At 74.9% G+C, this 19672-nt stretch carries 17 protein-coding genes; 6 read left to right on the top strand and 11 right to left on the bottom strand.

The window, feature by feature from the left end; all coding sequences use genetic code 11:
* Positions 1-298: 298 nt before the first annotated feature.
* The 3 genes from ACTMTB_RS26495 to ACTMTB_RS26485 form a co-directional block, all read right to left on the bottom strand.
* The gene (locus tag ACTMTB_RS26495) at positions 299-979 is read right to left on the bottom strand and encodes a hypothetical protein (protein ID WP_441148917.1); all 681 of its coding nucleotides are present in this window, start codon (positions 977-979) and stop codon (positions 299-301) included.
* Between the two features lie 274 nt (positions 980-1253).
* The gene (locus tag ACTMTB_RS26490) at positions 1254-2486 is read right to left on the bottom strand and encodes a hypothetical protein (RefSeq protein ID WP_441148916.1); all 1233 of its coding nucleotides are present in this window, start codon (positions 2484-2486) and stop codon (positions 1254-1256) included.
* Positions 2487-2600: 114 nt separating this feature from the next.
* Positions 2601-3128: an STAS domain-containing protein gene (locus tag ACTMTB_RS26485; RefSeq protein WP_441148915.1), complete on the bottom strand. Its 528-nt coding sequence runs from the start codon at positions 3126-3128 to the stop codon at positions 2601-2603.
* 330 nt (positions 3129-3458) lie between these two features.
* Here ACTMTB_RS26485 and ACTMTB_RS26480 point away from each other — a divergent pair, with 330 nt between their 5' ends.
* The gene (locus ACTMTB_RS26480; RefSeq protein WP_441148914.1) at positions 3459-4169 is read left to right on the top strand and encodes a GAF and ANTAR domain-containing protein; all 711 of its coding nucleotides are present in this window, start codon (positions 3459-3461) and stop codon (positions 4167-4169) included.
* An 8-nt stretch (positions 4170-4177) separates the two neighbouring features.
* On the opposite strand, the gene ACTMTB_RS26475 is transcribed toward ACTMTB_RS26480, so the two are convergent.
* From ACTMTB_RS26475 to ACTMTB_RS26455, 5 genes are all read right to left on the bottom strand, one after another.
* Positions 4178-4915 carry a GAF and ANTAR domain-containing protein gene (locus ACTMTB_RS26475; protein ID WP_357619059.1) on the bottom strand — a complete coding sequence of 246 codons (738 nt, stop codon included), beginning with the start codon at positions 4913-4915 and terminating at the stop codon, positions 4178-4180.
* A 366-nt stretch (positions 4916-5281) separates the two neighbouring features.
* A complete protein-coding gene (locus ACTMTB_RS26470; RefSeq protein ID WP_441148913.1) occupies positions 5282-5722 on the bottom strand; it encodes a Rieske (2Fe-2S) protein in 441 nt (146 codons plus the stop codon).
* A 22-nt stretch (positions 5723-5744) separates the two neighbouring features.
* On the bottom strand, positions 5745-6257 hold the full coding sequence (locus ACTMTB_RS26465; RefSeq protein WP_441148988.1) for a DUF6529 family protein: 513 nt from the start codon (positions 6255-6257) through the stop codon (positions 5745-5747).
* 125 nt (positions 6258-6382) lie between these two features.
* Positions 6383-7117 (bottom strand): hypothetical protein, encoded by a 735-nt coding sequence (locus ACTMTB_RS26460; protein WP_441148912.1) that lies wholly within the window; start codon positions 7115-7117, stop codon positions 6383-6385.
* 144 nt (positions 7118-7261) lie between these two features.
* Positions 7262-8275, bottom strand: coding sequence for a LacI family DNA-binding transcriptional regulator (locus ACTMTB_RS26455; RefSeq protein WP_280838644.1), 1014 nt, complete (start codon positions 8273-8275; stop codon positions 7262-7264).
* Between the two features lie 230 nt (positions 8276-8505).
* Here ACTMTB_RS26455 and ACTMTB_RS26450 point away from each other — a divergent pair, with 230 nt between their 5' ends.
* The 4 genes from ACTMTB_RS26450 to ACTMTB_RS26435 are packed head-to-tail and all read left to right on the top strand — an operon-like array spanning position 8506 to position 13302.
* Positions 8506-9795 (top strand): ABC transporter substrate-binding protein, encoded by a 1290-nt coding sequence (locus ACTMTB_RS26450; protein WP_441148911.1) that lies wholly within the window; start codon positions 8506-8508, stop codon positions 9793-9795.
* Positions 9792-10715: a carbohydrate ABC transporter permease gene (locus tag ACTMTB_RS26445; RefSeq protein ID WP_441148910.1), complete on the top strand. Its 924-nt coding sequence runs from the start codon at positions 9792-9794 to the stop codon at positions 10713-10715. The genes ACTMTB_RS26450 and ACTMTB_RS26445 overlap by 4 nt, the downstream gene beginning before the upstream one ends.
* On the top strand, positions 10712-11641 hold the full coding sequence (locus ACTMTB_RS26440; RefSeq protein WP_441148909.1) for a carbohydrate ABC transporter permease: 930 nt from the start codon (positions 10712-10714) through the stop codon (positions 11639-11641). Before ACTMTB_RS26445 ends, ACTMTB_RS26440 begins: the two co-directional genes overlap by 4 nt.
* A gap of 26 nt (positions 11642-11667) precedes the next feature.
* Positions 11668-13302, top strand: a complete 1635-nt coding sequence (locus tag ACTMTB_RS26435; RefSeq protein WP_441148908.1) for a glycoside hydrolase family 43 protein — start codon at positions 11668-11670, stop codon at positions 13300-13302.
* A gap of 25 nt (positions 13303-13327) precedes the next feature.
* Here ACTMTB_RS26435 and ACTMTB_RS26430 read toward each other — a convergent pair whose 3' ends face one another.
* Both ACTMTB_RS26430 and ACTMTB_RS26425 read right to left on the bottom strand, forming a co-directional pair.
* Positions 13328-14959 carry a copper resistance CopC/CopD family protein gene (locus tag ACTMTB_RS26430; protein ID WP_441148907.1) on the bottom strand — a complete coding sequence of 544 codons (1632 nt, stop codon included), beginning with the start codon at positions 14957-14959 and terminating at the stop codon, positions 13328-13330.
* Positions 14960-15012: 53 nt separating this feature from the next.
* Complete coding sequence (locus ACTMTB_RS26425) at positions 15013-16215, bottom strand: PucR family transcriptional regulator (RefSeq protein WP_441148906.1); 1203 nt, start codon at positions 16213-16215, stop codon at positions 15013-15015.
* A 100-nt stretch (positions 16216-16315) separates the two neighbouring features.
* On the opposite strand from ACTMTB_RS26425, the gene ACTMTB_RS26420 reads away from it, so the two are divergent.
* Complete coding sequence (locus ACTMTB_RS26420; RefSeq protein ID WP_441148905.1) at positions 16316-17974, top strand: FAD-binding dehydrogenase; 1659 nt, start codon at positions 16316-16318, stop codon at positions 17972-17974.
* A 115-nt stretch (positions 17975-18089) separates the two neighbouring features.
* Here the strand turns inward: ACTMTB_RS26420 and ACTMTB_RS26415 are convergent, their stop codons facing one another.
* Entirely contained in the window at positions 18090-19544 is a 1455-nt protein-coding gene (locus ACTMTB_RS26415; protein ID WP_441148904.1) for a cellulase family glycosylhydrolase, read from the bottom strand.
* Positions 19545-19672 lie beyond the last annotated feature (128 nt).

Raw genomic sequence — 19672 nt, 5'->3', positions numbered from 1 at the left:
AAGGCGCGGCCGAGCTCAGGTGTGGCACCAGCCCGCGCCGGACTCGTTGCGGGCCATGGTGGACGGGCGGTCGGGCAGCGCCGGGTGCCCGGTCCGCCCAACGCCGTGGTCGCCGGGGCGCCCAGGTCACGACAGTGGGGCCTATGTCGCGACGGCGCTCGCGGAGCGACATCGCCGGCTCAATGAACGCCCCTGGACGAGGGTCACCGCGGGTCCGCCGAACGACGACGGGGGGCCGGGGCGGCCTCGGGGCCGCCCCGGTTCATCGATGCGCCCGGGACGGTGCGGTGGCGCCCGGTCACCTCGGGACCCACTCCCGCGCCCGGTTCTGCTCGGGTCGGGGTGGTCGCCCGGTCGGCCAGTGGGCGACGTTGGCGGCCCGTCGCCCCGGCCGCGGCGCCGGACGCCACATCGGGTGCACCAGCATCCCGTTCAGCAGGGGGAAGCTGTCGCGCTCCAGGTACCCGTGCCGACCGTGCAGGGCGCGGTGGCCGTCGCTGAAGGTCTCCGCGTACGTCGGCAGGCCGAGCGTGTCCATCCACCGCTGGCTGCCGGCGAGGACGGCGTCGGCCCGCGCGGCACGGTCCGGGCCGGACGGCACCGCCAGGATCGCCAGGTGGTGGTGCGCCTCGGTGGGGCGGTGCGCGGCCAGGGCCTGTTCGAGGAGGAGGAAGCGTTCGTGGTCCTCGCCGCAGGCCAGCGCGAGCCGTTCCTCGTAACGGGCGGGCGACGGGATGGGGCGGTAGCGGTGGAACCAGACGGTGGCGGCCGTGCCGGCGGGCAGCAGGAACACGTCGCCGACCAGCAGCGCGTGTTCGGTCCAGATCCGGGCCACCTCGGCCAGCACGAGCGGCCTGCGCTGCTCGTCGGGAACCAGCCAGGCACCGACCACGGTGGGGGCGAGGCTCGCGGTGACAAGGTCGACGATCCGGCCGACGTCGCACCAGCGGGCGCGGGCGACGGGCATGGGGTAGCTCATGGTGTGACTCCTGATCAAGATCATGATCGGGTACGGCAGGCGTGGTCGACCGGCCGGTGGCCCGGTGACACCAGGCGCCGGTGTGGTCGACGAAGCGGGGCCCGCGCAGGGCCGTCAGTCCGGCGGACGCCGGAGCGGTGGGCGACAGGGACGCGCGGCCGAGGGCGACGGCGGGAACTCCGGTGGCGACGGCCGTCGGGGTCGGACCCGATCCGACGCGACGGCGGCGCCGCCACGACGAGGTGGACCCCCACGTCGCGTCGGCGGACCGCCGTCAGGCGGGTCTGCTCCCCGGCCGGGGACAGCGGGACGGCAGCGGACTGGGAGCGTCCGGCCGGCAGAGCCGCAGCCCGGTGGCGGGCGGCGTCCAGGTGACCGTCGAGGCGTCGCCGGCGGGCTGGTGGACACCGCCGGCCGACGCCACGCCGCCGGTGTCGGTGGCGGGCCCACCGCGGTGCGGGATGACGTCGGGTCGGAGCGGGTGGCGGACCGGATCGGCGCCGGCTCCCGCCGGCGACCACGCGACCGCGCTCGTCTGTGCCGGGCCGGCCAGGGCCGCGCCGGTCCAGGGTTGCCCGGTGGGCGGCATCGCGGCGGATGGTGTCGGCGGGGCGGCCGCGGCGGATGGTAGCCCGGCCGCGCCGGTCACCCCGGGTGCCTGCTCGGCCGTGCCACCCGTCCCGGGTGCCCGCTCGGCGGGCGGGGCGGCCTCGGCCGGACGCAGCGCCCCCAGCACCGGCTCCAGCGGCCGAAGCACGGGCTCCAGCGGTTGGAGCGCGGGCTCCAGCGACTGGAGCACCGGCTCCAGCGGCCTGAGGACCGGGTGGAGGCTGCGCAGCAGCGGGTCGACCACGGGGGTCAGAGCGCCGACGATGGGACCGGCGACCGGGTCGACCACCGGGGGCAGGGCGCCGAGGACGGGACCGGCGACCGGGTCGAGCACGGGGGGCAGGGCGCCGAGGACGGGGCCGGCCACCGGGTCGAGTACGGCGGGCAGAGCGCCCACGACGGGGGTGGCCACCCGGTCGACGGCGTTGGCCGGCGGTGTCGCCACCCGGTCCCGCGGCGGCCGGCTCGCGCGCGCGGCCACGGTCTCCGGCGTCTCCAGGCGGGGCGGGACGGTTCGGGTCGGTCGGCCGGCGGGCGGGGTCGTCCGGCGTTTCGGTGCCGGCGTCGCCTCGCGGGTGTCAGTTGTCGGGGACGACCCGGCCCGGGACGGCGTCGTGCCGCCCGTGCCGCCGCCCACGTCGACGGACCCGGGCGGGCGCGGGGGATCCGGGGTGTCGGCCCCGACCGAGGGCAGGATCGCCACCGGGGAGAGGGTGGACTGGAGCAGGTCGGTCACGCCTCCGACGACCGTATCCACCGTGACGACGGGTAGCGCATCGGCGGCGCGCGCCGACTGGGCCTCGCCCGCCTCGTAACCGATCCAGGCGCAGGCGGCGGCGCCGAGCACGAGCCCGAGGCGCAGCGCGAGAGGCCCCAACGGCCCGCTCCGCACGCCCATCGCCGCACCCCCGACCTCAGCCGCCCCCGAGGGCCGGCACCGGGGACTCTACCGAAAGCGCCGGTGCGGTGACAGAGAGCGCGCGGCGCGGCGCTCAGGTTTCTGTGCCGCTGGTCAGGCCGGCACCTCCCGGCCGCGGGGCAGGGGCGGTCGACCGGCGCCCATCCCAGGGTGGGGCGTCGACAGGGCGCCGATGGCTCGCCTCGGCGGGCCGTGGTCGCCGGTGGCGGCCGGCCCGGCCGACGGCGCGTCGCCCGGGACCGGACCTTCGTCCACTCCGAACAGGTGTGCCGTCGCGGTGAGGTGCAGCAGGCGGGAGACGCAGCGGGACGGTCGTCGCAGCGCCAGGCCGCCCGCCGCCTCGCGCAGCAGGCGGTCCGCCTCGACGAGGGCGCGTACCGCGTGCAGGTCGACGAAGCGGACCCCGGAGAGGTCCAGGACGACCCGGGGGGCGGGGCGGCGGGCGAGCTCCGCCACGAGGTCGACGAGCAGGTGCGCGTTGCTCATGTCCACCTCACCGTGGACCGAGACCACCCTCAGCGGTCCCTCGTGCTCCCAGTCGAGTGACATCACCGGCGCGTCCGGCGCGGGGACGTCGCCGCCCGCGCGCCGGCTCGGACCGTACGGCAGTTCCGTGGACATCGCGCCCCCTTGCGGGATTGATCGGACTTCACGGCACCGCGGTGCGGTGCCGGTCCTGGGCGCGTGTCTCGACCCGGGCCCGACGCTACCCCTGTCGGCCGATTTCCACACGTCACGGTGGCGACCGCCTCCCGGTGCCTCCGGCTCGGGCGACGCGACCTCGGCGCGGCGGGTAGGGTGCGAGGTGCCACGCCGCCCCGGTGCGAGGCCGCCACCGCGGCCCCGGGCACGCGGCCGCCGCGCGCGGTCCGGGGACGGTCCGACCGAAGACCGACGCGGCACACGCCCGCCGCACCCGTGGGGTACGCCCCGTCGTGAAGGGCCCGTTCCATGGCACAGACTCCGCTGTCCCCGCAGGACGCCCTGGCCGAGCTCGGTCGGATCCGGCTCGACGAGGCCGGCGTCGACGAGGTGCTGCGCTCCGTCGCCGGGCTGGCCCGGCGCAGCATCCCCGGCGCCGCCGAGGTCTCCGTGACGCTGTTGCGGGACGCCACCGCGCAGAGTGTGGCCACCACGGGCGAACTCGCCCTCGAACTCGACGAGTTCCAGTACGAGCAGGGCCGGGGCCCGTGCCTGGACGCCTCGGTCAGCGGCGACGCGATCTCCGTGCCGGACACCGCCGACGAGGACCGGTGGCCGGTCTGGGCCGGCCGGGCCCGGGATGCCGGCGTCGGCAGCTCCCTGTCGATCGGGCTGCCCATCCAGGAGGCGGTGGTGGGCACCCTCAACGTCTACGGGCTGGCGACGCGCGCCTTCGACCGGGACGCGCAGGAGCTGGCGAAGACCTTCGCCGCGTACGCCGCCGTGGCCGTGGCCAACGCCCACCTGTACGAGAACGCCGCGACGCTGGCCGAGCAGATGCGCGCGGCGATGGAGAGCCGGGCGGTCATCGAGCAGGCCAAGGGCATCATCATGGGCGAACGGCGGTGCTCGGCCGACGAGGCGTTCGCGATCCTGTCAAAGCTGTCCCAGGACACCAACCGCAAGGTACGCGACGTCGCCGCGGCGCTCGTGGCGCGGGCCGAGGGGACGCCCGGCTGAGCGGTGACTCAGCCCTCCGGGCGGGTCGACTGCCGGGGCGCCGCGCCACCCGCGGTGACCTGACGCACCAGCGCCTCGGCCACGTCCCGCACCTTGCGGTTGGAGTTCTGCGACACCTTGGCCAGGATCGCGAACGCCTCGTCCGCCGAGCACCGCCGCTGCCCCATGATGATGCCCTTGGCCTGCTCGATGACCGCGCGGCTGTGCATCGCCGACTGCATCTGCTGGGCGAGGTTCGCGGTGCTGTCGTAGAGGTGGGCGTTGGCCAGGGCGACGGCGGCGTGGTCGGCGAAGGTCTGCGCGGCCTCGGCCACCTCGTCGAACGCGCCCGGCCGGGTGCCGTAGACGTTCAACGCCCCGACCACCGCCTCCTGGATGGGCAGGCCGATCGACATCGAGCTGCCCGCGCCGGCCTCGCGCGCCCGCCGCGCCCACTCCGGCCACCGGCTCTCCGTCGCCATGTCTGCCACGATCATCACGGTGCCGGTCGTCGCCGCGTCGAGGCACGGGCCCCGACCCTGCTCGTACTGCCACTCGTCGAGGCGCAGCGCCAGGTCGCCGGTGTAGGCGGCGGTGGTGGCCTCGGTGCCGTGCACCAGCGTCACCGACACCTCGGCGGCCCCCGGGATGCCGTCCCGGGCGACCTGGGCGATCCGGGTCAGGATGGCGTCCAGGCCGGTCTCGTCGTGGCGGATCGTGCCCAGCTGGATGAAGGCCTCGGTCAGGTCGAGGGGGGACTGCGGCATGGCGTCTGACGTCCTTGCGAACCGGCGCAATCGTTCCGGCGGAGCCGGGGCAGCGCATGATGGGAACGGCCCATTCCCGTCGGCCGCGGGTGCGGCTCCACGGGGCGGACCGGGGACCAGCGCCGCTGCTTGACGCTCGCTCGCGACGCCTGGCGGGGCGTCGGCTGCGGTGGTCCACTCTACCGTCCCCTCCGGTCGCGGCGGTCCCCGGACCGTCCGTGCGTCGCCAGCCGGGCCGGCCGCCCGGACGGGCCCGCCGGGCCCTACCGTGCGGGCGGTGGGACGACGTGATCCCGTTCGCCACGCGGTGCTGGCCCGGCACCGGCCGCGGGCGGTCACCCCCGGCACCCGAGCGCGCGGCCCCGGTCAGGCCAGCCGGATGCTGTTCCCCTCGACCGAGACGGCCGCCTCCGGCAGCGGCTGACCGGCCGGTCCGCCGCGCACCGAGCCGTCGGCGATGTCGAAGACGCTGTTGTGGCACGCGCAGACGATGGTGCGGTCGCGGACGGCGGTGACGGTGCAGCCCTGGTGGGTGCACTTCGCCGAGAACGCCTTGATGGTGCCCTCGGCGGGCTGGGTGACCACCACCCCCTGGGCGGCGAAGATCCGCCCGCCGCCGACGGGGATGTCCGCCACCGTGGCCAGCGGCTTCGCCGCTCCGCCCGCCGCGCCGGTCGCCTGGGGGGCCGGGGCCCCGGCCTCGCCGTACGTCTGGCAGCCGGTCAGCAGGGCGGTGAGGCCCGCCGCGCCGGCACCGGCCAGCATCGCCCGCCGGGACGGGCAGCCGGGATCGCGGTCGTCGACCATGTCCTCGCCTTCCTCTCGTACCTCAGATGCCGACGCCGACCGTGGTGAAGTACCACAGCGACGAGGTCAGCCAGATGCCCATCAGGACGGTGAAGACCACCCCGCCGATCACCGGCAGCACCCAGCCGGCCAGGCCCGGCCGGGGCAGGGCGAGCATCTTGGTGGTGAAGGCGCCGAAGAACAGGCAGCCGAGCAGCGAGTGCAGCAGGGTGCGCGGGTCGTGGTCGGCGAAGCCGAGCGCGTAGAGACAGTGCACCGCCACCGGCACGGTCAGCAGGAACGCGATCCGGCCCGACCAGCGGTGCGCGGTGCCCGCCCAGGACGGGGAGAAGCCGCCCAGCCGGCCCCACATGGCCAGCGCGGAGAGCAACTGGAGGACGGCGAAGAACGCCGCGCCGCTGCCCAGCCACACCTTCACCGCCTGCGGGCCGGAGAAGCCGGCCAGGTTGACGGCGATGCCGGTCGGGGTGTGGAGCCGACCGTAGACGCCCGTGGCCACCGCGACGGCCGCGCCGACGAGCAACGGAACGAGCAGCGACGCCCGGGGCGCGCCGAACGTGGCGGGCCGGTCCGGCGCGGGAGCCGGGTCGAACCGGACGTGCACGACCGGCGTGGTGTCGTCGACGGAGTCCGCGTCGACGCCGTGCCGGGGACCGAGCCTCACTCCGCCGTACCCGGTTCGGCGGCCACCGGCTCGGCGGCGACGGTGCTGCCGTCGACGATCGTCGTGCCGAACGCCGGGTCGAGCGGCGGGGCCGGCGCCGGGGAGCCGTCGCGGGTGAGCACGCCGATCTGGGAGCCGTCCGGCAGCATGATCCAGCCGCCGTCGACGCCGGCCCGGCGCGTCTGCGCGGTGGCCCGGTAGAGCACGGGCGCGGGCGTGGCGGCGGCCTTGGCGGTGAACCTCCACCGCTGGTCGCCGACGACCAGTTCGCCGGTGACGTCGCCGTCGCCGATCGTGGCGGTGAGGGTGGCGCCCTTCTTGCCGGTCAGCTTCAGCCGGCCGTCCGCGGCGGTGCCCCGCAGCCAGATCTCCAGGCGGCGGCCGTCGCAGACGTAGGCCACGGCCGTGCCCTTGGTGGCGGTGACGGCGATGGTGGCGCCGCTGTCGAGCCGGCCGGTCCAGTTCCCGGTGACCGGCGCGGCCGGGGCGGCCGGGGCGGTGGTGGGAGCGCCGGGGCGGCCGCGCTGCTCGGACGGCTGCGCGGGCGGTTGCCCGGTCGGGTCGACCGGTGGTGACGAGGGCGCGTCGGGTGGCGCCGTGGCGCTGGCCGAGGGGGTGACGGCGGCCGTCGGCTGGACCGTACGCGGCGCCGCCTGGGCGCTCATCGCGAACAGCACGGCGGCCGTCCCGGCCCCGGTCAGCAGGGTCAGCAACGGGGTGATGCGCTTCATGAGCAGCTCCCTTCACCCGGTCGTACGGTGCCGGGGCGCCGGTCGTTCAATCCGCGCGCCGATCCGTCCCGGCAATTTCGCGGGCACGGCCGGGAGCAGCCGCGGCGGCGCCGGGCCCACGGACCCGGGAGGGTGGGGCTCCGCTCAGGCCGGCCGGCGGGTGCTCTGCCGGACGATCAGCGGGGTGGCCAGCTCGATGCGGTGGCTGTCCAGTTCCTCGCCGGCGACCAGCGCGAGCAGCATCCGGGTCGCCATCCCGGCCATCTCGGTCAGCGGCTGGCGGACGGTGGTCAGCGGCGGGGCCGACCAGCGGGCGGCGTCCAGGTCGTCGAAGCCGACGATGCTCACGTCGTCGGGGACCCGCGCGCCGCGCTCGTAGAGCGCCTCGTAGGCGCCGAGGGCCATCTGGTCGGCGCAGGCGAAGACGGCGGTGGGCGGGCGGGAGAGGTCGAGCAGGGCGTTCATCTCCCGGTATCCGGACGGCGCGTTGAAGTCGCCGTGCCGGACGTACCCGGCGGGGATCTTGCGGCCCGCCGCGTTCATCGCGGCCCGGTAGCCGTCGACGCGGGCCCGGCTGCACGGCACGGTGGGCTGGCCGCCGATCACGGCGATCCGGTCGTGGCCGAGGGCGAGCAGGTGCTCGGTTGCGGCGACGCCACCGGCCCAGTTCGTCGCGCCGACGGACGGGATGCCCGCGCCGGGCTGCCCGGCCGGGTCGATGATGACCACCGGGATGCCCAGTTCGTCGAGTTGGCTCTGCTGGCTGGGGGAGAGGTCGGAGAGTACCAGCAGCACCCCGTCGCAGCGGCGGGCGGAGAGCTGCTCGATCCAGCGCCGGTCGGGGCGGGTGCGGTGCCGGCCGTGCACGGCGGAGACCACGACGCCCATGCCGGCCCGGTAGGCCAGCTCCTCGACGCCGTCGAGGATCTGCATCGCCCAGGGGCTGCCGAGGTCGCGGAAGACCAGGTCGATGAGGCCGGCGCCGCCGGAGGAGGTGGCCCGCCGGGCCGTGTAGCCGCGCCGGTCGAGCAGGTCCTGCACCTTCTGCCGGGTGGTGGGCGCGACGTCCGGCCGGCCGTTGAGCACCTTCGAGACGGTGGGCACGGACACGCCGGCGGCGGCCGCGATCTCCGACAGGGTCGCCCGCGTCTCCGGCATGCCACTCTCCTCGGCGATCGATGTGCCCTGCCCTCGATCGTATCCCGAAAGTTTCGAAAACTGCGCACCGGCGTGTCCGATCCGTTAGATTTCGCTGCCAATCCATCGACAGCGACCCCTTGACCCGATCTCGCGACGCTGCCTAGTCTGCCTCGAAATCGAAACTTTCCCGAAACTTGTCGAGGCATCCGGTCGGCGCGGCCGGGTCGTGGAGAGGACGGTGATCGGCCATGCGTCGGCGCGATTTCCTGGGTGGTACGGCCGCAGCCCTGCTCAGCACCGGCGTGCTGGGCTCGCTCGCCGCGTGCGGCAACTCCGGACCGGGCGGGGGTGAGCAGCTTCAGCTCTGGGCTCTGCAGGACGCCGAATACCAGAAGGTCCTCAAGCCCGCCATCGACGCCTACAACTCCGGCGCCGAGAACAAGATCCAGTTCACCACGTACGTCAACGACGCCTACAAGCAGAAGCTCCAGGTGGCGATGGGGTCGCCGCAGGCGCCGGACGTCTTCTTCAACTGGGGTGGCGGCAACCTCGCCCAGTTCGTCAAGGCCGGCCAAGTGGTCGACCTGACCGACCGGACGGCCGACCTGTCCGCCGCGTTCCTGCCGAGCGTGCTGTCGGTGGGGCAGGTCGACGGCCGGCAGTACGCCCTGCCGATGAACGGGATCCAGCCGGTGATCCTCTATTACCACAAGGGCGTCTTCGCCGCCGCCGGGCTCCAGCCGCCGAAGACGTACGACCAGCTGCTCGCGGTGGTCGACGCGCTGAAGGCCAAGGGGGTCACCCCGATCGCGCTGCCCGGCTCGCAGGGCTGGACCGAACTGATGTACCTGGAGTACCTGCTGGACCGGGTCGGTGGCCCCGACAAGTTCGCCGCGATCGCCGCCGGCGGGGCCGGCGCCTGGTCGGACCCGGCGGTGGTGCGGGCCGCCACGATGTGCCAGGAGCTGGCGAAGCGGGGTGCGTTCGGCGGGAACTTCTCCTCGATCAACTACGACAACTCCGGCGCCTCCAAGCTCTTCGCCACCGGCAAGGCGGCCATGTTCCTCATGGGCAGCTGGGAGTACTCCACCCAGCTGACCAACAACCCGGCCTTCGTCAAGGACGGCAAGCTGGGCTGGCTGCCCTTCCCGACGGTCGCCGACGGCGCCGGCGACCCGACGGCGGTGGTCGGCAACCCGAGCAACTACTACTCGGTGTCGGCCAGCTCCAAGCACGCCGACACGGCGGTCGACTTCCTGAAGCGGACCCTGACCTCCGAGTCGTACGTCCAGGGGCTGATCGCCGCCGGGCAGGTGCCGGCGGTCAAGGGCGTGGAGACCAAGCTGGCCGGCACCCCGGGCGCCGAGTTCACCACCTTCACCTACCAGCTGGTGTCCGGCGCGTCCTCGTTCACCCAGTCCTGGGACCAGGCGCTGCCGCCCTCGGTCGGCAGCGAGCTGCTGACCAACCTGCAGAAGCTCTTCCTCTCCCAGCTCACCCCGGCCGAGTTCGTCGCCGCGATGGGCAAGGCGCGGTGACCGCGGCCGTGCCGGCCCTCGGCCGGGCCTCGGCGGACCGGCGCCGGCACGGCCGGCCGGGCGCGCTCTGGGCGGTCCCCGCCGGGCTGTTCTTCACCGTCTTCGGGCTGGCGCCGATCCTGGTCGTGGCCTACCTCAGCCTGACCCGCTGGAACGGGCTCGGCGATCCGGTGTGGACCGGCCTGGACAACTGGCGGGCACTGCGCGACGACGCCGACCTGACCCACGGCATCTGGACCACGCTGCTGCTGACCGCGCTGTGCTGGGTGGTGCAGACGCCGCTGGCGCTGCTGCTGGGCGTCTGGGCGGCGGCGCCGCAGCGCAACCGGGCGATCCTCTCGGCGGCCTTCTTCCTGCCCCTGCTGCTCTCCACCGCCGCGATCGCGCTGGCCTGGCTGTCCCTGCTGGACCCCAACTTCGGCGCCGCGGCGACGCTGGGGCCCTGGCTGGGCGCACCCGACGGCAACCTGATCGGCGACCCGGACCGCGCGCTGTACGTGGTCGCCCTCGTCATCGCCTGGCAGTTCGTCCCGTTCCACACGCTGATCTACCAGGCCGCCGTCCGGCAGATCCCGGCGAGCCTCTACGAGGCCGCGGCCATCGACGGCGCCGACCGGGTACGCCAGTTCCGGTCGATCACCCTGCCGCTGCTGCGCCACACGATCGTCGCCTCCTCGGTGCTGATGATCGTCGGATCGCTCACCTACTTCGAGACGATCCTGCTGCTCACCGGTGGCGGGCCGGGCACCGAGACCCGGGTGCTGCCGCTGCACATGTACATCAAGGGCTTCGTCGGCTTCGACATGGGCTACGCCAGCACGCTGTCGGTGCTGCTGGTGGCCGTCGGCACCGTGCTGTCGGTGCTGATCGTCCGGGCCACCGGCTACCACCGGATGGCCAGCGACCGGGAGGGCCTGTGAGACAACCGCAGTCCGTGCGGCCGGCGCCGCCGCCGACGCCCGGCACGCCCACGCCGGCCACCACGGGGGTACCCGCCGACGAGCCGCCCGCCGCGGGCCGGGCGCGGGCCCGCGGGCCGGTGAACCTGCCGGCCGGGGTCGGGGCGACACTCTGGCTGCTCGTGGTGGTGCTGCCGCTCTACTACATCCTGGTCAGCAGCCTGCGCACCCCCGACGGCTACCTCAACGACGGCGCGCTGGCCCTGCCCGGGACACTGACTCTCGACAACTACGGTCGGGTGCTCGGGCAGGGCTTCGCCCGGCTGCTGCTCAACAGCGCGGTGGTGACCGCCGCGACGATGGTGCTGGTGCTCGCGCTCGCGCTGCCCGCGGCGTACGCGATCGTGCGCGGCACGAGTCGGGCCGTGCGGGTCGGGTTCTCGCTCTTCCTGCTCGGCCTGGCCATCCCCGCCCAGGCCGTGGTCGTCCCGATCTACCTGATCATCACCCGGCTCCAGCTCTACGACTCGCTGCTGGCGATCATCCTGCCCACCGTGGCGTTCTCCCTGCCCATGTCGGTCGTCGTGCTCACCAGCACGCTGCGCGACATCCCCGACGAGCTGTACGAGGCGATGACGGTCGACGGGGCGGGCCCGGCGCGGACCTTCACCCGGCTCGTCGTGCCGCTGGCCCGGCCCGGCCTGGTCAGCATCGGCATCTTCAGCGGGCTGGGCGCCTGGAACGGCTTCCTCTTCCCGCTCGTGCTCACCCAGAGCCCCGAGCAGCGGGTGCTGCCGCTCGGGCTGTGGAACTTCCAGAACCAGTTCGGCACCGACGTGCCCGGCCTGATGGCGCTGGTGGTGTTCTCCGCCCTGCCGGTGCTCACCCTCTACCTGTTCGGCCGGCGTCACCTGCTCGGCGGCCTCACCGCCGGCTTCGGCAAGTGACCCGCCCCCCACGAGGAGACCTCCCCATGACCAGCGGGGTAACCACGCCCACCACCACCCGTGTGATCCACAACCCGGTGCTGCCGGGCTTCCACCCCGACCCGTCGATCCTGCGGGTGGGGGAGGACTACTACCTGGCCACCTCGACGTTCGAGTGGTACCCGGGGGTGCGGCTGCACCACTCCCGGGACCTGGTCCACTGGCGACCGCTCGGCGGCATCCTCACCGAGCGCCGCCTGCTCGACCTCACCGGCGTCGGCGACTCGTGCGGCGTCTGGGCGCCCTGCCTGTCGTACGCGCACGGGCGGTTCCACCTCGTCTACACCGACGTGGCCAGCTTCGCCAGCGGCTACTGGGACCCGCAGAACTACGTGGTCACCGCGCCCGACGTCACCGGCCCCTGGTCGGACCCGGTGCCCGTGCACGCGCACGGCTTCGACCCGTCGCTCTTCCACGACGACGACGGCAGCACCTGGCTGCTGGCGATGCGCGCGGACTGGCGCCCCGGACGGGACTCGTTCGGCGGCATCGAGATCCAGCGGTACGACTCGGTGGCGGGGCGGCTCGTCGGCCCGCCCCGGCTGATCTTCGAGGGCACCACCGCCGGGGTCACCGAGGGGCCGCACCTCTACCGCCGCGACGGCTGGTACTACCTGCTCACCGCCGAGGGCGGCACCAGCTGGGAGCACCAGGCGACGGTGGCCCGCTCCCGGTCGCTGTTCGGCCCGTACCGGCCGGACCCGGCGGGCCCGCTGATCAGCTCGTACGGCCGGCCCGAGCTGCGGTTGCAGAAGGCCGGCCACGGCAGCCTGGTCGAGACCGGTGACGGCCGGTGGTACCTGGCCCACCTCACCGGCCGCCCCTACACCCCGCTGGGCAACTGCGTGCTGGGCCGGGAGACCGCCCTGCAGCCGGTCGAGTGGACCGCCGACGGGTGGCCCCGGGTACGCGGGGGCGTACCGGCCGACGTGGTGGCCGCCCCCGACCTGCCGCCCGCGCCGTGGCCGGCGGAGCCGGCGACCGACCACTTCGACGCCCCCACCCTCGGGCCGGCCTGGTCGACCCTGCGCCGCCCGGCCACCCCGGACTGGGTCGACCTCGCCGCCCGCCCCTCCCACCTGCGGATCGTCGGCGGCCAGTCACCGGTCGGGCGGCACCGGCCCAGCCTGGTCGCCCGCCGGGTCACCGACCCGCGCTGCGCCCTGTCCACCGTGCTGGAGTTCCGGCCGGAGACCTTCCGCCAGCTGGCCGGGATCACCGGCTACTACAACAGCCGGAACTGGCACTACGCCTACGTCAGCCTCGACGACGCGGGGGAGCCGGTGCTCGAGGTGCTCAGCTGCGACTCCGGCCGGCGCACGGCGTACCCGGAGGCGACCGTGCGGCTGGGGCGGCGCGCGCGGATCGGGCTGCGGGTGGTCTTCGACGGGCCGGCCCTGCGGTTCTCCTACGACCTCGGCGACGGGTGGCGGCCCCTGTCACCGGTGCTCGACGCCACCATCCTCTCCGACGAGCACGCCGCCCGCGCGGTGGACGGCGAGCCGACGGGCTGGGGCTTCACCGGGGCGTTCGCCGGCCTCTGGGTGCAGGACATCGGCGCCGACGGCGGGTACGCCGACTTCGACTCGGCGACCTGGCACACCGGCGCGGCCGTCGACTGAACGGCGGGCTCGGCGGATCGGTGGCTCAGCCGACGGGCACGGTGGCGGTGACGGTGGCCTGGTCGACGTCGCTGGTCCGGGCGGTGAACCGCAGCGTCCACTCGCCCCGGACCGGGAAGGTGACCTCCGCGCTGGCGTGGTGCGGTTCCGGCGTGTCGACCGGCACCCGGACCGGCTCCACGCCGGCCGCCGGCAGCGCCAGACTGACCGTCCACTCGACGACCGGCAGCGCCTGGCCCTGCGGGGTGTAGACGTAGGCGTGCAGCGAGTTCGGCGTCCCGACCCGCACCGGGTAGACGTCGAACTGCAAGGTGTACAGGCCGCTGGTCAGCGTCTGGGCGACCCCCTCCCGGCTGGCCCGGGCGGCCTCGGTGCCGGCCGTGCGGCCCGGCGGCGTCTGCACCAGCACGGCGCTGAAGGTCAGCACCAGCGCGGTGGCGACCAGTTCGACCCCCGCCGCCCGGCTGACCCGGCCCGGCCGCCCCGCCGCCAACCCCCGGCGCACCAGGCGTCGCTGGCCGGCGGCGACCGCCAGCACCACGGCGAGCAGGGCGGCCTTGCCGCAGAGCAGCCGCCCGTACGTGGTGTCGAGCAGCGCGGCGGGCCGGCCGAGCTCGACCGCGGCCTGGGCGACGCCGCTGGCGACCAGCCAGCACACCGCGAGGGTGGCCAGCCGGGACCAGGCGGGCAGGACGCGGGCGCGCAGCCGCTCGTGCAGGCCGGGCAGCAGGAACGCCACCAGGGTGAGCAGCCCGCCCGCCCAGACCGACATCGCGGCCAGGTGCACCACGCCGACGGCGACACTGACCGGCGGCAGCGGCCCGGCCACCGGGTGCCCGGCCAACGGCCAGGTGGTCAGCGCGGCAACGCCGACCACCGCCAGCGCGGCCCGCCGCCCCCGACCCGACCGGCCGGCCACGACGGCGGGCAGCAGCGCCGCGGCCACGCCGACCAGGGCCAGCCGGGCGCCCAGCACCGGGCCGACGGCGCTGGCGCCCACCGCCCGCAGGTCGGCCGGGGACAGCTCACCGACCGGCGCTCCCACCATGTCCGCGGCCTGTGCCACCCACTGCCCGGCGGTGGCCACCACGACCAGGCCGAGCCCCGCCCAGGCGGCGACCACGACCGGGCGGCGGGAGCGCCGGCGCGGCCACATCCCGACGGCCAGCAGCACCGGACCGACGGCCAGGACCAGCCCCAGGTAGCCGACGTACCGGGCGGCCGGCGCCAGCGCGCCGCTGGTCCGGGTCCGACCGTCGGGCGGCGGGGGAGTCGCCGACGGGGCGCCGGCGGAGTAGGTGAAGCTGCCCGCCACCGGATGGCTGTCGGCCGAGATCACCCGGTAGCTGACCAGGTAGGTGCCGAGCGGCCGGTCGGGCACCCGGACCGGGATGCGCAGGGTGCCGCCACGCACCACCGGCTCACCCGTGTGGACCTTCCGCCCGTCCGGGCCGAGGACCTGCACCCGCCCCGCGACGGGGGACACCGGCTCGCTGAAGGTCACCACCACCTCCCGTGGCGGGGAACCGATTACCGCGTCGCGTACCGGGCTGGTGGCGATCAGCAGGGCGTGGGCGGCGGCGGGAACGGGTGGCGTCAGCGGAACGGACAGCAGGGCGAGCAGCAGCCCCAGCAGCGCGGCGGTTCGGGTACGCACGACCAGTGGTTCGGATCGGACGGCCGTACGGTTCAACGCGGATGGGTTCCGGATCACCCCTGGCCACCGGCCGGCCGGCTCAGCCGGTGCCGGAGGGCGAGTTGCAGGGCGAGCCGGGCGTCGGGATCGTCCAGCGCCGGGCCGAACAGCTCACGTAGTCGGCGCATCCGGTACCGCACGGTCTGCGTGTGGGTGTGCAGCTCCTCGGCCACGGCGACCACCTGCCCCTGCCGGCGCAGCCAGCTGTGCAGCGTCTCGGCCAGCGCCTGCCGGGCGGCGGGCCGGACGCCGTCCAGCGCGGCGAGCCTGACGGCGGACAGCCGGTCGGCGAGGCCCGGCTCCCACGCCATCAGCAGGGTCAGCAGGTGCTCGTCGCAGCCGAGCGGCCCCGGTGGGAGCACGCCGTCGTGTTGCAGCGCCAGCGCGCGTCGGGAGAGCCGGTACGACAGCCGGGCCCGGCCCAGCTCGACGGTCGGCCCGAGCGCCGCCCGCCGGCCGGACAGCGCCTGCCGGGCGCGGGCCAGGCGTCCGGGCGTGCCCGGGTCGGGCAGGACGAGCCGTACGGCGTCGTCGATGACGGTGGCGATCGCGCCCCCGCCGATGGACCGCGCCAGGTGCTCGGCGTCGGTGCCGTCGACGCTGACCACGGCGACGCTGCGGGGCAGCGGCCAGCGGGCCGCGTCGGCCGCGGCGTGCAGCGCGCTCTCGGCCGGGGCTTCGGGCTGCACCAGCAGGGTGATCAGCCGGCGTCGGGTGGTCGCCCAGTCCTGCGCGACGTCGCGCTGCTCGTCGAGGAACCCCTCCGCCGCCGCGCCGGCGAGGGCGTCGGCGAAGCCGAAGAGCGCGCCGGCGATGACGTACAGGTCGCCCGGCGCCGGGCCGGCCGGGCCGGCGTTCTCCACGAGGAAGGCCCAGATGTCCCGGGCGCCGAGGGTGAGGACGATGCGCAGCGCGTCCACCCGGTGGCCCTCCCGGTACTCGGTGCGGCCGAGAGCGTGGAACACCGCCCGGGTGGCGGCGAGGTCGCGGCCCGGATCGGCGACCGCCTCGACGAACGCGTCGACGGCGGTTTCGACGCCGAGGGTGAGGCCCTGCCCCTGCCCACCGGTCAGCGACCGGCCCTGCGCCCGCATGGCCGCGCGGACGGTCGCGAGGATCCGCCCGTGCAGGGGTGCCCGCAGCCCGCGGAGGTGCTCGCCGACCGTCGGTGGGAGGGCGGCGAGCCCCGGCTCGATGTCGATGAGCGCGTCGGACACCCTTCCGCCCCTCACTTTGTCATCCGGGTTACAAAACCTACCTTGGATCTTGCGCGTGGACCGCCACCACCTTGGCAACCCCGTACGTAACGTCGGTGGCATGGATACGGATGTCATCGTGATCGGCGCCGGGCTGGCCGGGCTGGTCGCCGCCGCCGAGGCCGCCGACGCGGGTCGGCGGGTGCTGCTGCTCGACCAGGAGCCCGCGCAGAACCTCGGCGGGCAGGCGTTCTGGTCGTTCGGCGGCCTCTTCCTGGTGGACTCGCCCGAGCAGCGGCGGATGGGCGTCCGCGACTCGGTCGAGCTGGCCTGGCAGGACTGGACGGGCAGCGCGGCCTTCGACCGGCCCGAGGACCACTGGCCGCGCCGCTGGGCCGAGGCGTACGTGCACTTCGCGGCCGGGGAGAAGCGGGCCTGGCTGCGGGGGATGGGCCACCGGCTCTTCCCGGTGGCCAGCTGGGCCGAGCGGGGCGGGGGAGCGGCCGACGGCCACGGCAACTCCGTACCCCGGTTCCACGTCACCTGGGGCACCGGCCCGGGGCTGGTCGAGCCGTTCGCCCGGCGGGTCCAGAAGGCCGTCGACGAAGGCCGGGTGCGACTGCTGTTCCGGCACCGGGTCGACGAACTGGTCACCACCGGCGGCGTGGTCACCGGGGTACGCGGGACGGTCCTCGAACCCGACGACGCCCCGCGCGGCCGCAGCACCTCCCGGGTGGCCGTCGGTGACTTCACGTACGGCGCGCAGGCCGTGATCATCACCTCGGGCGGCATCGGCGGCAACCACGACCTCGTCCGGCGGGCCTGGCCGGCGCGGCTCGGCACGCCGCCGACCCGGATGGTCGCCGGGGTGCCCGCCCACGTCGACGGCCGGATGCTGGCCATCACCGAGGCCGCCGGCGGGCAGGTGATCAACCCGGACCGGATGTGGCACTACACCGAGGGGCTGCGCAACTGGGACCCGGTCTGGCCGGACCACGGCATCCGGATCCTGCCCGGCCCGTCGTCGCTGTGGCTCGACGCGACCGGCCGGCGCCTGCCCGCGCCGCTGTTCCCCGGCTTCGACACCCTCGCCACCCTGCGGCACCTGCGCGGCACGGGCCACGACTACAGCTGGTTCCTGCTCACTCAGAAGATCATCGAGAAGGAGTTCGCGCTGTCGGGCTCCGAGCAGAACCCGGACCTGACCAACCGCAGCGTCCGGCAGGTCCTGCAACGGGTCCGTCCCGGCGCGCCCGGCCCGGTCGAGGCGTTCAAGCGCCACGGCGCGGACTTCGTGGTCGCCGACACCCTGGAGGAGCTGGTCGACGGGATGAACGCGTTGGCCGCCGAGACGGGCGGCCCGCAGCTGGACGTCACGCCGCTGCGCCGGCTGGTCGAGGCGCGCGACCGCGACATCGCGCACCCGTTCGGCAAGGACGCCCAGCTGCACGCCGTCCGGGGCGCCCGCCGGTACCGGGGCGACCGGCTGATCCGGGTCGCCACGCCGCACCGCCTGCTCGACCCGGCGGCGGGCCCGCTGATCGCCGTCCAGCTGCACGTGCTGACCCGCAAGACCCTCGGCGGGCTGCACACCGACCTCTCCGGCCGGGTGCTGCGCCCCGACGGCGAGCCGCTCGGCGGGGTGTACGCCGCCGGCGAGGTCGCCGGGTTCGGTGGCGGCGGCATGCACGGCTACAACGCCCTGGAGGGCACCTTCCTCGGTGGCTGCCTCTTCTCCGGGCGCACGGCCGGGCGGGCCGCCGCGGCGGCCGTCGCCTGAGGGCCACGCCGGTCGCGGGGCGGCCCGCCCCGCGACCGGCCGGCCGGCCCGCCGCCGGGCGGGAACGGGCGGCGCCCGCCCCGACCGGGACGGGCGCCGTGCGGTGTCGCTCGGGTCAGCTGGTGGGGAAGTTGTCCGGGGTACGGATCCGGTTGCGCATGAAGACGCCGGACTCGGTGAGCACGCCGGTGCCGGCGTACGTGCCGCCGTAGCAGGTGCCCGGCTTGAAGGCGGCGCTGCCCTCGTCGGCGTCGGAGTAGGTCCAGTTGGCGTAGCTGATCTTCAGCCGGTCCAGCAGGTCCAGCCAGGCGGTGCTGCTGCCCGCGTCGACGGCACCGCCGCCGGTGTAGGTGACCGTGCCGAACTCGGTGACGAACAGCGGCAGCCGGGTGGCGGCCCGCTCGACCTCGGCCCGGTAGTTGTCCTTGTGCGACGCGGCGTAGAAGTGGAACGCGTACATGACGTTGCTGGCGTTCACCGGGTTGTTGATCACCTCGGTGGAGTTGCCGCCCTCCGACACGCCCAGCGAGGACCAGCCCCGGGTGCCGACGACGACGATCGCGTCCGGGTCGTTGGCCCGGATCACCGGGATGACCTGTTCGGCATAGTTCTTGATGGTCTGCCAGCTGACCCCGTTGGGCTCGTTGGCGATCTCGTAGACGACGTTGTTGCGGTTGGCGTTGCGAGCCGAGACGGCGGCGAAGAAGGTCTTGGCCCGGTCCAGGTTGTACATCGGGTCGCCGGGGGTCAGCGTGTGGAAGTCGATCAGCGCGTACAGGCCCCGCTCACCCGCCTCGTCGACCAGCGTGTTGACCCGGTCGGTGAAGCCGCTGGGGCTGGTCTCGTAGCCGCCCTCCTGCACGTACATCGAGATCCGCAGCAGGTCGGCGCGCCAGTCGGTGGCGAGCGCGTCGAGGGACGCGTCGTTGTAGCACCGGGCGAACCACTGCAGGCCGTGGGTGCTCATGCCGCGTAGCTGGATCGGCCGGCCGTACTGGTTGCACAGGTTCACCCCGCAGACCCGGAGCTGACCGTTGATCGCCACCGGCGTCTGGCCGGCGGGCGGCGGCGTCGTGGGCGGGGGCGTGGTGGGCGGCGGCGTGGTCGGGGGCGGGGTGGTCGGCGGCGGGGTGGTGGGGGTCGTCGCGCCGGTGCAGACCGTGCCGTTGAGGGTGAACGACGTGGGCGCCGGGTTGCTGCCGGCCCAGCTGCCGTTGAAGCCGATGGTGGTGGACGCGCCGCTGGCCAGGGAGCCGTTCCAGCTCAGGCTCTGCGCGGTGACGGACTGGCCGCTCTGCTGGTACGTCGCCGACCAGCCCTGTCCCACCCGCTGCCCGGCGTCCGGGAAGCTGAAGCCGAGGGTCCAGCCGTTGACCGCGTCCCCGAGGTTCTTGATCGTGATGTTGGCGGTGAACCCGCCGGTCCAGGAGCTGGTGGTGTAGGTGACGGCGCAGCCGGGTGCCGCCATCGCGTTGGCGACCGGCAGGAACGCCGACGCGCCGATGGTCAGGGCGGCCGCGGCACCGGCGGCGAGCAGGTGCCGCCGCGTCGGGCGGGGGATCTTCTGCATGGGACCGTCTCAATCTGTGCGGGGGGTCGGGTGCGAGGTGGTGCTCGGGCCGGCCGTGGACCGGATGGATGTGGTGCCCACACATCACCCACGGGTCGCAGGCGGTGCCCGGTGTCGCCTCGATGCCC

Origin of the sequence: Micromonospora sp. L32 (assembly GCF_052068055.1) — a bacterium.
GTDB classification, from domain to species: Bacteria; Actinomycetota; Actinomycetes; order Mycobacteriales; family Micromonosporaceae; genus Micromonospora; species Micromonospora purpureochromogenes.
Note: the sequence above shows the minus strand (reverse complement) of the source record. Positions and strands in the feature narration are given on the sequence as shown.